Below are 12,286 nucleotides of genomic sequence, written 5' to 3' on the forward strand. Positions count from 1 at the left end.
GCGCAACGGCGGGCTCACGGCCGGCGGCGGAGCGGGCGGGCCCCGAAGGGCCGGGGCCGGGGCCCGCCCCGGCGGCCGGAGTCAGTCCAGGAGCCGTTCCAGCTCCGTCACCGCCAGCGCGGTGTCGGTGAAGTGCAGCGCGCGCCATCCGGCCGCCACGGCCCCCTCGCAGTTGGCGACCAGGTCGTCCACGAGCAGGCACTCCTGCGGAAGCACGCCCGCGCGCTCGGCGGCCAGGTCGAAGATCTCCCGGCCCGGCTTGCGCAGACCCACCTCGAACGACATCACGACGTCGTCGAAGAACGCGTGCGGCACCATGCGCCGCCAGTGCTCGTCCCAGGCCGGCGGCATGTTGGAGAGCATGCCCACGAACCGGTCCCGCCGCCGCGCATCCTCGAGTGAGTCGACCCAGGGCTTGTTGGTCTCACGGTCGTCGAACCAGGTGTCGGCCAGGCTCGTGATCCGCACCCGCACGCCGTGCTCCCGTTCGAGGACCTCCACGACCTGGCGGAGCCACTCGTCCTCGGTGACCAGCGGGGTGTCCAGCGGCAGCATCATGTCGTCGGTCCCGTAGCGCGCCGTCACCTCCAGGACCGCGTGCAGCAGGGGCTCGGGGTCCACGCCCGTGCGCTCGCACAGCGCCGTGAAGGTCTGGGCCGGCGGCGGGGTCAGGACACCGCCGAAGTCGGTCCACACCGCCCGCACACCGGTGCCCGTGGTGGTGCTCGAGGTCGTCATCGCACTCCGTCCAATTCCTTCGACATGGTCGAAGGGAATTCTCGCATTACCCTTTCACCGCGTTGTGTATTACCTGTCAAACCAGCGTGGAAGAGCTGTGGAGAAGTCTTTACCGGAACGGCCCGACCCTTGCCCCACCCTCGCACCGACAGGACGATAACCAGGGTCAGGACTCACACGGTACCGCTGTCGCATGCGGACCGGAAAGGTTTTTGACGTTCCGTGTCAGCAAGCAATGGGGTGGAAAATGACGACGTTCCCTCTCGCGCCGAGCCTCGCCGAGGCGCTGGCCTTCCAAGCACGGGAGCAGGGATCGAAAACCGCCTATCGCTCCCTACCCGACGGCGAGACCGAAGCACGCAGCCAGACCTTCTCCGAGCTCGAGCTCCAGGTGCGCGCCGTCGCCGCCCACCTCCAGGAGGTGGCCGCGCCCGGTGACCGCGTCCTGGTCCTGGTCCCCGACGCGATCGACTTCGCCCTGTCCTTCCTCGCCTGCCAGTACGCCGGAGCCGTCGCCGTCCCCGTCTACCCGCCCTACCCGCTCAACTCCCAGCGCAAGGTCGACACCCTGCGCTCGATCGCCGCGGACTCCGGCGCGGTCGCCGTCCTGTCCACGGACGCGGTCGACTACCGGACCGTGTTCGCCGCCTCGGCCCCCGAACTCGCGGCGCTGCACTGGATCGCGGTGGACACCGTCGACACCTACGACGCCACCCGCTACCGGCGCGCGGGCGCCTCCGAAGTGTCGTTCCTGCAGTACACGTCCGGTTCCACCTCCACCCCCAAGGGCGTGGTGGTCACCCACGAGGCGCTCGTGGCCAACCAGGACTACATCCGGCGCGCCGGACGCTACGACACCGACACCGTCATCGTGAGCTGGCTTCCCCTCTTCCACGACATGGGGCTGATCGGCACCCTGCTGCCGGCGGTGTTCGTCGGCCTGGAGGCCGTCCTCATGCCGCCCCTGGCCTTCGTCCAGAGCCCGGTGCGCTGGCTGCGCGCGGTGACCCGGTACCGCGCGACGGTCTCGGGCGCGCCCAACTCCGGGTACGAGCTGTGCCTGCGCCGCGTGACCGAGCAGGACCGCGAGGGCCTGGAACTCAGCAGCTGGAAGGTCGCCTTCAACGGCGCCGAACCGGTCCGCGCCGCCACCCTGGAGGCCTTCACCCGCGCCTTCGCCTCCCACGGCTTCGACGAGCGGGCCCACTATCCCTGCTACGGGCTGGCCGAGAACACCCTCATGGTCACGGGCTCGCGCTACGACGTGCGGCCGCCGGTCCTGGACGTGGACCTGGCCGCGCTGCAGAAGGAGCGCCGCCTGGTCACGGGCGGCGCCCACCGCCTGGTCTCCTCCGGTGTGGTCCTGGAGGGACGCCGTCTGGAGATCGTCGACCCCGACACCCTGCTGCCCGTCGCCCCCGGCGAGGTCGGCGAGATCTGGTCGGCCGGACCGGACGTGGCCGCCGGGTACTGGAACAACCCCGACGCGACGCGGGAGACCTTCCGCGCGCACCTGGCCGACAGCGGTGACGGCCCCTTCCTGCGCACCGGTGACCTGGGGGTGTTCCTGGACGGCGACCTCTACGTGTGCGGCCGTATGAAGGACGTCGTCATCGTCGACGGCCGCAACCACTACCCGCAGGACATCGAGGCGACCGTGGAGGACGCCCACCCCGCGATCCGCCGCAACTGCCTGGCCGCCTTCGCCGTGGAGGGCGCCGACCGCGAGGAGCTCGTCGTGATCGCCGAGCTCGACCCCCACCACCGCCGCGCCGACCACGCCGAGGTCGTGCGCGCCGTGCGCACGGCCGTGGGGACCGCCCACGGCGTCCAGGCCGACACCGTGCTGCTGGTCGCACCGGGCTCGGTCACCAAGACCACCAGCGGCAAGGTCCAGCGCCGGGCCTGCCGCGCCGCCTACGAGAGCGGCACCCTGACACCCGCCCGTACCCGTCCGGAACTGGAGGACGCCAAGTGACCGGCGACCGCGAAGCCGTCATCGACTGGTTCGTCCGGCACATCGCCCGGACCCTGTCGGTACCGCCCGAGACCATCCGTCCCGACACGCCCTTCACCGAGGTGGGGCTCTCCTCCGTGCAGGCGGTCGAGCTCACCGAGGAACTGCGCCGCTGGTCCGGCGTCACGGTCGCCCCGACCCTGGCCTACGACCACCCCACCATCGAGACCGCCGCCGCCCACGTCGCGGCCGGCGGCGCCGACGCCGCCTCCGAACGATCCGTGCCGGCCCCGGTCGGCGCCGTCGACGCCGGCGAGCCCATCGCCATCGTCGGCATGGGCTGCCGGATGCCCGGCGGCGGCGGGCTGGAGGAGTACTGGCGCCTGCTGACGGAGGGGACCGACGCCGTCGGCGAGGTCCCCGCCGAGCGCTGGGACGCGCACGGCCTCTACGACCCCGACCCCGCCGTGCCCGGCCGGATGAACACCCGCTGGGGCGGCTTCCTCGACGACGTCACCGGGTTCGACGCCGCCTTCTTCGGGCTGACCGCCCGCGAGGTCGAGCGGATGGACCCCCAGCAGCGCCTGGTGCTGGAGGTGGCCTGTGAGGCCCTGGAGAACGCCGGCACCGGACCGGCGAGCCTCGCCGACACCGCGACCGGCGTGTTCATGGGCGCCTCCACCTACGACCACGGCGCCGCCCTGTTCGCCTCCGGCGACGACGTCCAGCCCTACGACGGCACCGGGGGCGCCCTCAGCGTCGTGGCCAACCGCCTCTCGTACTGCCTGAACCTGCGCGGCCCCTCGATGGTGGTGGACACCGCCTGCTCCTCCTCCCTGGTCGCGGTCCACCTGGCCTGCCAGGCCCTGCGCTCGGGCGAGGCCGACACGGCCGTGGCGGGCGGCGTCAACGTCATCACCAGCCCCCACATCGCCATGGGTTTCAGCCGCGGCGGCCTGATGGCCCCCGACGGGCGCTGCAAGACCTTCGACCACCGCGCCGACGGATACGTGCGCAGCGAGGGCGTGGGCGCGGTCGTGCTCAAGCCGCTCTCGCGCGCGCTGGCCGACGGCGACCGCGTGTACGCGGTCGTGCGGGGCGGCGCCGTCAACCAGGACGGCCGCACCAACGGGCTGGCCGCGCCCAACCGGCTCGCCCAGGAACGCGTCCTGCGCTCCGCCTACGCCGCGGCGGGCGTGGACCCGGCCGAGGTCGACTACGTGGAGGCCCACGGCACGGGAACGGCCGTCGGGGACCCGATCGAGGTCGGCGCGCTGGGCGCGGTGCTCGGGGCCGGACGTCCCGAGGGCCGGCCGCTGCGCGTGGGCTCGGCCAAGTCCAACATCGGCCACCTGGAGGCCGCGGCGGGCGTGGCCGGCCTGGTCAAGACCGCGCTGGCGCTCCACCACCGCACCCTGCCGCCGAGCATCCACTTCGAGCGGCCCAACCCGATGCTGGGCCTGGACCGGCTGCCCGTCCGCGTGCAGACCGCGGTCGAGGCCTGGCCCGAACGCGAGGCCGGCACGCCGCTGGCCGGTGTGAGCTCCTTCGGCTTCGGCGGGACCAACGCCCACCTGGTGCTGTCCGCCGCACCCGAGGCCGACCCCGCGCCGCCCTCCCCCGCCCGGTCCGCGGCCGGCACCGCCCGGCCGGTCCTGGTCCCGGTCTCGGCCCGCTCCCCCGAGGCCCTGGCCCGGCGGGCGCGAGGCTGGGCCGAGCGGGCCGACCGCCACGCCGACGACCCCGCCTGGCTGCCCCGCGCGGCCGCCGCCGCGGCCCTGCGCGGCGACCACGACCGCCACCGGGCCGCCGTCGTGGCCACCGACGCCGCCGGCCTGGCCGACGCGATGCGGGCCCTGGCCGAGGGACGGGCGCACGCCGGGGTGTGCGGACCGGCCGCCACCGGCCGCCGCGCCCGCCGCCCCGTCCTGGTCTTCCCCGGCCAGGGCTCGCAGTGGGACGGCATGGGCCGGAGCCTGGCCGCGGCCGTACCCGCCTTCCGCGCCGCCGTGCGCGCGTGCGACGTCGAGATCTCCCGCTGGCTCGGCCACTCCCTGTGGAGCGACGAGGAAGGGCTGGTCGCCGCCGGCACCGCCGAGGTGCAGCCGGCCCTGTTCGCCATGGAGGTCGCGCTCGCCCGCACCTGGCTGTCCTGGGGCGTGGACCCGGTGGCGGTCATCGGGCACAGCATGGGCGAGATCGCCGCCGCCCACCTGTCCGGCGCCCTGTCGCTGACCGACGCGGCGCGCATCGTGGTGGAGCGCAGCTCCCTGCTCTCCGAGCTCACCGGCGCCGGCGGGCTCGCCCTGGTCGAACTCGACGTGGACGAGGCCGCCGCGCTGCTGCGCGGACGCGAGCACGAGCTGTCCGTGGCCGCCCTCAACGGCCCGCGCGCCATCGTGCTCTCCGGCGCGACCGGCGCGCTGGACGAGGTCGTCGCCGAACTGGAGGGCCGGGGCGTCTTCGCCCGGCGCGTCACCGTGGAGTTCGCCGCCCACAGCCCTCAGGTCGAACCCATCCAGCCCCGGCTGCGCGCGGCCCTCAGGGGCATCGCCCCTCGCCCCGCCGAGACGGTCCTGTACTCCACGGTCACCGGCGAGCCGATCGACGGCCGGGAACTGGACCCGGAGTACTGGGAGCGCAACGTGCGCGCCACGGTCCGCTTCGCGCCCGCGCTGGAGCGCCTGCTGGCCGACGGCTACGACACCTTCGTGGAGGTCGCCCCGCACCCGGTGCTGATCCGCTCGGTGGACGAGGTCACGGCCGGGGCCGAGAACGCGATGTCGGTCTCCTCCGCGCGACGGGACGAGGACGAGACCCAGGGGATGCTGCGGGCGCTGGGCGAGCTGTACGCCGCCGGCGTCCCGGTGGACTGGAGCGCGCAGTACGGCACCGGCGCCCCCCACGTGGACCTGCCCCCGCACGGATGGGACCACCAGCACTTCCCGCTGCTGCGCCCCGCCTCGGCCGGCGCCGCCACCGCGGCCGCGCGCCGCCCGGGCACCCTGCTCGGGGACCGCGTCCACGTGGGCGCCGACCCCGACCTGCGGGTGTGGACCCTGCCGCTGGACCTGGCGGGCGCCCCCGAGCTGGCCGACCACGTCGTGGACGACGTCCCGCTGGTGCCCGGCGCCTACTGGCTGGCCGCCACCGCCATGGCGGCCGCCGCCGACCACGGCGCGGCCAGCGCCGACGAGGTGGCCTTCGTCCAGCCCTGCCCGGTCGCCGAGTCCGGCGACCCCGGCCTGCAGCTGTCCCTGCGCCCGCGGGGCGAGGGCCGGTCGGACCTGCTGGTGACCTCGCTCCAGGGCGGCCGCACGGTCGTGCACGCCCGCGGCGTGGTCCACGACACCGGGGAGTCCGTGCCCGTGTGCTCCCCGCTGGAGGAGGTGCGCGACTCCTGCCCCGACCCGCTGGACGTGGACGCGCTCTACGAACGGCTGGGCGAGGCGGGGCTGCGCTACGGCCCGCGCTTTCGCGGCCTGGCCGGGCTGTGGTCCGGCCGGGAGCAGGCGCTGGGCCGGGTGGAGCTGCCCGAGGGGCTGGCCCACGACACCTCTCCCCTGCACCCCGCCCTGCTCGACGCCTGCCTGCACGTGGTGGCGGCCTCGGTCGGCGACCGCACCGGGGACCTGCCCCTGCCCGCGGGCGTCCAGGGACTGTGGTCGCGCCAGGACACCGCGCCGACCCGCCAGGGCTGGTGCCACGCCCGGCTCCTGCCCTCCCGCGAGCGCGACGTGTTCGCCGAGGTGACCGTCTACGACGCCGACGGCACCGTCGTGTGGCGGGCGGCGCGGTTGCGCGTCACCCTGGCCGCGCGGCGGCGCGACGCCGACGAGGGACGGCTGTACGGGCTGCGCTGGAGCGAGGTGGCGCCCGCCGGTCCGGCCTCGGGCGAAGGCCACTGGCTGCTGCTGGCCGACGCGGCGGGCACCGCCCGCGACCTCGCCGACCGGCTGACCGCCGCGGGCGGGGCCGTCACCGTCGCCGAGCCCTCCGCCGCCCCGCCCGACGCCGCCTACTACGACGGTCTGCTGGAGCGGGCGCCCGAGGGGCTGCGGGCCGTGGTGGACCTGCGCGCCGCCGTGCCCGGCGGCCCCGGTTCCGGGGTCGGGGCCCTCGCCCGGCCCGCGGTCGAGGCCACCGGGCTGCTCCAGGCCGTGGCCCGCCGCGACTGGCCCTCCGACCCGCCCAGGGTCTGGCTCGTCACCGCGGGCGTGCACACCCCGGACTCCTCCTCCGCGGTCCCGCCCGGCGCCGCGCTGTGGGGGCTGGGCCGGGTCGCCGCCAACGAGCACCCCGAACTGGACGTGGCGGTGGCCGACCTGACCTGGCCGGTGAGCCGCCGCAGCGTGGCGGCGCTGGCGGCCGGCCTGCGCCGCGCCGACACCCCCGGTCAGATCCGGGCGGACGAGGCGCTGCTGGCGCCCCGGCTCGCGCCGCTGCCCGTGCCCGCCGCCGACGCCGCCCCGCTGCGCGGTGACCGCACCTACCTGGTCACCGGCGGACTGGGCGCGCTCGGACTGCACACCGCGCGGTGGCTGGTCGGGGAAGGTGCCCGGCACCTGCTCCTGCTGGGACGGAGCGAACCCACCGAGCAGGCCCTCGGCGAGATCGACGGCCTGCGGGCCGCCGGCGCCGAGGTGCGCACCGTGCGCGCCGACCTGGCCGACCCCGCGCGGGTCGGCGCCGCCCTCAAGGGCCTGGGACGGAGGTTCCCGGCGCTGGGCGGCGTGTTCCACCTGGCGGGTGTGCTGGAGGACGCGCTCGTGGCCGACCTGGGCCGAGACACCGTGGAACGCGCGGTGGCCGGCAAGAGCGCGGGTGCCTGGCACCTGCACGAGCACACCCTGGACCAGCCCGTCGAGCACTTCGTGCTGTTCTCCTCCATGGCCGCGGTCCTGGGCTCGCCCGGCCAGGGCGCCTACGCGGCGGCCAACAGCCAGATCGACGCGCTGGCCGTGCACCGCCAGGCCCGGGGGCTGCCCGCGGTGAGCATCGGCTGGGGGCCCTGGGCCGACACCGGACTCGCCGTCTCCAGCGGCGGAGCCGACCGCCTGGCCGCCCGCGGTGTTCCGCCGCTGAAGCCGGAGACCGCCCTGGCCCTGCTGGACGAGGCGATGCGCTCGGGCCGACCGCACGTGGTCGCCTCCGCCTTCCGCTGGGAGGACGTCTCGCGCTCTCCCGTCCTGCCCGCGGCACGGCTGCTGCTCGACGGGCTGCTGGAGTCCGACGAGACCGCCGCCCTGCCGCGCGGCGGCGCCCGGAGCCGGGTGCTGTCGGGCGCCACCAGGGACCGGCGCACCGACGAGATGCGCGCCTTCCTCCTGGAGAACGTCGGCTCGATCGTGGGGGCCGCCGCCGACTCCCTCGACAGCGCCGTCCCCTTCCAGGACCTGGGGTTCGACTCGATGATGGCGGTCGAGCTGCGCAACCGGCTGGAGTCGGCGCTGGACGTGCGCCTGTCGGCGGCCATGGTGTTCGCCCACCCCACGGTCGACGACCTGGCGGAGGGCCTGCTGGCCCGGATCGACCCCGAGGGCGCGCAGGGCCCCGCGCCCGGGGCGCCGCCCCCGCCGCCCGCCCACCAGGACACGGGCCCCGAGGTGCCCGCCGACCTGTCCGGGCTGGACGACGACGAGTTGACCGCGCTCCTGGAAGAGGAGCTGGACGAGGGGAACGACCGATGACGGAGCGTACCGACCAGCGCGCCCTGCTGGAGCGCGCGCTGCTCCAGCTCCGGGACGCACGAGGCCGCCTGCGCGAGGCGGAGCGGGCCCGGCACGAACCGATCGCCGTGCTGGGGGCGGGCCTGCGCGCGCCCGGCGGCGCGGCCGACCCGGAGGCCCTCTGGGAGCTGCTGCGCACCGGCGCCGACGCCGTCGCGCCGATGACCGACGCTCCCGACGGGCGCCGCCCGGGGGCCGACGCGCGGCGGAGCGGCACGCCCTCGGACCAGGACCGGTGGGCCGGCCAGCTCGACGAGGTGGACTCCTTCGACGCCGGTTTCTTCGGGATCACCCCCGGCGAGGCCGCGCGCATGGACCCCCAGCAGCGCCTGGTCCTGGAGACCGCCTGGGAGGCGGTCGAGGACGCGGGCCTTCCCGTGGAACGGCTCCGCGAAGGCTCCACCGGCGTGTTCCTGGGGGTGTACGGCAGCGACTACCTGACCATGCAGGTCGCCGGCTCGGCGCCCATCAACGCCTACACCGCTCCCGGCGGAGCGCACAGCATCGTCGCCAACCGGCTGTCCTACCTGCTGGACCTGCACGGTCCCAGCCTCGCGGTCGACACGGCCTGCTCGTCCTCGCTCATGGCCGTGCACCTGGCGGTCCGGGCGCTGCGCCAGGGCGACTGCGACCTGGCGCTGGTCGGCGGCGTGAACGTGCTGCTGTCCCCCCTGTCCACCGAGGTGACCGGACGGGTCCTGCCGCTGGCCCCCGGCGGCCGGTGCCGCAGCTTCGACGCCGACGCCGACGGCATCGTGCGCGGCGAGGGCTGCGCGGTCCTGCTGCTGGGCCGGGCCTCCGAGACCGGAGCCGTGCGCCCGCGCGGCCTCATCCGGGGCACCGCCGCCAACCACGACGGCCGCACCAACGGCCTGACCGCGCCCAACCCCCGGGCCCAGGCGTCGCTGCTGCGCGCCGCCCTGGCCGACGCCGCGGCCTCACCCCAGGAGGTGGTCTACGTCGAGGCCCACGGCACGGGCACCCCTCTGGGCGACCCCATCGAGGTCGAAGGGCTGCGCGAGGTCTACGGGCAGGGCGAGCACGCCTGCGCCCTGGGCTCGGTCAAGGCCAACTTCGGCCACCAGGAGGCCGCGGCCGGCATCACCGGCCTGGTCAAGGCCCTGCTGGTGCTGGAGAAGGGCGAGGCGCCACCCCTGCCGCACCTGCGCCGCGTCAACCCCGAGATCGACCTGGAGGGCACCCGCTTCACGATCCCGACCCGGCCCACGCCCCTGGCCCCGGCACCCCGCCCGCTCGCGGCCGTCAGCTCCTTCGGGTTCGGCGGGGCCAACGCGCACGCCGTCCTGGAGGCGGCGCCGCCCGCGGACACCGGGCAGGCGCCCGACGACCAGGCCGCGGACACGGCCGTCCCCGGGCGGCTGGTGCTGGCGCTGTCGGCGCGGGGGGAGCCGGCGCTGGCCGCCCTGGCCGCGCGCTACGCCGACCGGCTCGACGGCGCCGACCTGGCCGAGGCCGAACGGGTCTGCGCGGCCGCCGCGCTGCACCGCTCCCACCACGCCCACCGCCTGTGCCTGACCGCCGAGAGCGTGGACGGACTGATCAGCCGGCTGCGCACGGCCGCCCGGCGCCCCGCCGTACCGCGCCCCACCACCGACCGGCGCGTCGCCTTCGTCTTCAGCGGACAGGGATCGCAGTGGGCCGCCATGGGCGCCGCGCTGCTGGACCGCGAACCCGTCGTCCTGGCCGAGGTGCGCGAGTGGGACGCCCTGGTACGGGAGGCGGCCGGCTGGTCGGTGCTGGAACAGCTGCGGGCCCCGGAGGAGACCAGTCGCCTGCACGAGACCGAGATCGCCCAGGTCGCCATCGCCGCGCTCCAGCTCGGCCTGGCCGCCCTGTGGCGCTCCTGGGGCGTGACCCCGCACGCGGTGGTCGGGCACAGCATGGGCGAGATCGTCGCCGCCGCCGACGCCGCCATGCTCACCCGAGTCCAGGCCGTCGACCTGCTGCTGCGGCGGGCGCGGCTCACCGAGAAGGGAGCGCGCGGCGGCGCGATGGCCAGTGTCGCCCTGCCGCTGTCCGAGGTCGAACCGCTGGTCCTCGGCGTGGACGGGGTCGGGGTCGGCGCCGTCAACGGACCCCGGTCCACGGTGGTGTCCGGCACGCCCGAGGGCGTGGCGGCCGTGGTCGAGGCGGCCACCGCCCAGGGAGCGGCCACCCGGCGCCTGCCCGTGGAGTACGGGTTCCACAGCCCGCTGCTGGAGCGGCAGGGCGCCGAACTCGCCGAGGAGGCCGCCCACGTCACCGCCTCCCCCGGACGCGCCGACTTCTACTCGACCGTGACCGGCACGCGCCTGGAGGCCCACGCCCTGGACGGCGGGCACTGGGGGCGCAACCTGCGCGAGGCGGTGTTCTTCGCGCCCGCCCTCACCGAGGTCGCCGCGACGGGAATCGCCACCTTCGTGGAGATCGGCCCGCACCCGGTCCTGCTGCGCGACATCGGCACGCTCGTGGAGGAGGCCGGGGTCCAGGGCACGACCGTGGGCAGCCTGCGGCGGGGCAAGCCCCTCGCGGACTCCCTCGACCAGTCCCTCGCCCGCCTGTACGCCCACGGAGCCGACATCGACTGGGCCGGCGTGCACCCCGCGCCGCGGGACGGGGCGGACCTGCCCCTGTACCCGTGGCAGCGCGCACGCCACTGGCTGCCGGAGGGCACGGTCCCCTCGGTCGCGCGTTCCGCCGAGCCCGCCGCCACCGACGCCACCGCCGCGCCGGGCGTGCAGCGCCCCTCCGGCGCCCCGGCGCCGGCGTCCGGCGAGGACCTGGTCGCCACCCTGGAGCGGTTCGTCCGCGAACGCGTGGCCAACGCCCTGAACCTCGAGAGCCCCGACGCGGTCCCCCGGGACGCGCTCCTGGCGGACCTGGCCCTGGACTCGCTCGTGATCGTGGAACTGAAGAACCAGGTCGAGAACGAACTCGGCATGAAGGTGCGCCTCCAACTTCTGCTGGAGGTCATGGAGAGCGGCACCGTCCTCGGCCTGGCCCAGGCCATCGCCGCCGACAACGCGGGCACCCTGCCCGCCACCGTGGGGAGTGACCAGTAATGGCTCCGATCAGTCCGCCCGGGGCGGTGGCCGTCCGGCCCGCCCCGTCCCTGCCCCGGTCGAGCGCCATGCGCCCGGCACTGCCGCTGCCGGGCGCCACCCTGCGCCTGGTGTGCTTCCCGCACTCGGGCGGGGGGCCGGGGGTGTTCCACCGGTGGGGGTCGGCCCTGGCCCCCGACGTCGAGGTCTGGCCGGTGACCCTGCCCGGCCGGGCGGCGCGCACGCGCGAGCCCTTCGCCCGCGACTGGCCGTCCCTGGTGCGCGAGATGACGGCCGCCGTCCTGGACAGCGGTGAGGGCCCGGTCGCCCTGTTCGGGCACAGTCTGGGAGCCGCCGTGGCCTTCGAGGTGGCGCGCGCTCTCACCCGGGCCGGGGAGCCCCCGGTGCACCTGGTGGTCTCGGCCCGCTCGGCCCCGCGTACGCAGCGGGCCCGGTTGGACCTGCCCGGCGACGACGAGGGCCTGCTGCGCCTGGTCGACCGGGTCTACCGGGGCGTGCCCGACGCGGTCCACGACTCACCCGAGCTGCGCGCGCACTTCGCCCCGATCCTGCGGGCCGACCTCGAACTGTCCAACTCCTACGCCTACGAGCCCGGGCCGGCGCTGCCCTGCCCCGTCACCGCCCTGGGCGGTCGGGCCGACGGCACCGTCACCGAGGAGCGGCTGCGGGCGTGGGCCGACCACACCAGGGGCGGCTTCGAGTCCCACCTGTTCCCCGGTGGCCACTTCTACCTGGAGGACGCCGAACACCTGGTGCTGAACACCCTCTGGCGCCGCATCGTGCGCGCCTGAGCGCCACCG

The 12,286-nt window shown here is 75.8% G+C and carries 5 protein-coding genes; 4 read left to right on the forward strand and 1 reads right to left on the reverse strand.

The window, feature by feature from the left end; translation table 11 throughout:
- Positions 1–81: 81 nt before the first annotated feature.
- A complete protein-coding gene (locus DFP74_RS26780) occupies positions 82–738 on the reverse strand; it encodes an HAD family phosphatase (RefSeq protein WP_121185884.1) in 657 nt (218 codons plus the stop codon).
- A 247-nt stretch (positions 739–985) separates the two neighbouring features.
- Here DFP74_RS26780 and DFP74_RS26785 point away from each other — a divergent pair, with 247 nt between their 5' ends.
- From DFP74_RS26785 to DFP74_RS26800, 4 genes are read left to right on the forward strand one after another with little or no spacing between them, the layout of a single operon-like run.
- The gene (locus DFP74_RS26785; RefSeq protein ID WP_158613066.1) at positions 986–2,716 is read left to right on the forward strand and encodes a fatty acyl-AMP ligase; all 1,731 of its coding nucleotides are present in this window, start codon (positions 986–988) and stop codon (positions 2,714–2,716) included.
- A complete protein-coding gene (locus DFP74_RS26790) occupies positions 2,713–8,385 on the forward strand; it encodes a type I polyketide synthase (protein WP_158613067.1) in 5,673 nt (1,890 codons plus the stop codon). Before DFP74_RS26785 ends, DFP74_RS26790 begins: the two co-directional genes overlap by 4 nt.
- Entirely contained in the window at positions 8,382–11,486 is a 3,105-nt protein-coding gene (locus DFP74_RS26795) for a type I polyketide synthase (RefSeq protein ID WP_121185888.1), read from the forward strand. Before DFP74_RS26790 ends, DFP74_RS26795 begins: the two co-directional genes overlap by 4 nt.
- Positions 11,486–12,277, forward strand: a complete 792-nt coding sequence (locus tag DFP74_RS26800) for a thioesterase II family protein (protein ID WP_121185890.1) — start codon at positions 11,486–11,488, stop codon at positions 12,275–12,277. Before DFP74_RS26795 ends, DFP74_RS26800 begins: the two co-directional genes overlap by 1 nt.
- Positions 12,278–12,286 lie beyond the last annotated feature (9 nt).

This window comes from Nocardiopsis sp. Huas11, assembly GCF_003634495.1.
Lineage (GTDB): Bacteria > Actinomycetota > Actinomycetes > Streptosporangiales > Streptosporangiaceae > Nocardiopsis.

Excerpts from the sequence above, each read along its gene's own strand:
- DFP74_RS26780 (WP_121185884.1), bottom strand. The coding sequence starts at position 738 with ATGACGACCTCGAGCACCACCACGGGCACCGGTGTGCGGGCGGTGTGG.
- DFP74_RS26795 (WP_121185888.1), top strand. The coding sequence starts at position 8,382 with ATGACGGAGCGTACCGACCAGCGCGCCCTGCTGGAGCGCGCGCTGCTC.
- DFP74_RS26785 (WP_158613066.1), top strand. The coding sequence starts at position 986 with ATGACGACGTTCCCTCTCGCGCCGAGCCTCGCCGAGGCGCTGGCCTTC.
- DFP74_RS26800 (WP_121185890.1), top strand. The coding sequence starts at position 11,486 with ATGGCTCCGATCAGTCCGCCCGGGGCGGTGGCCGTCCGGCCCGCCCCG.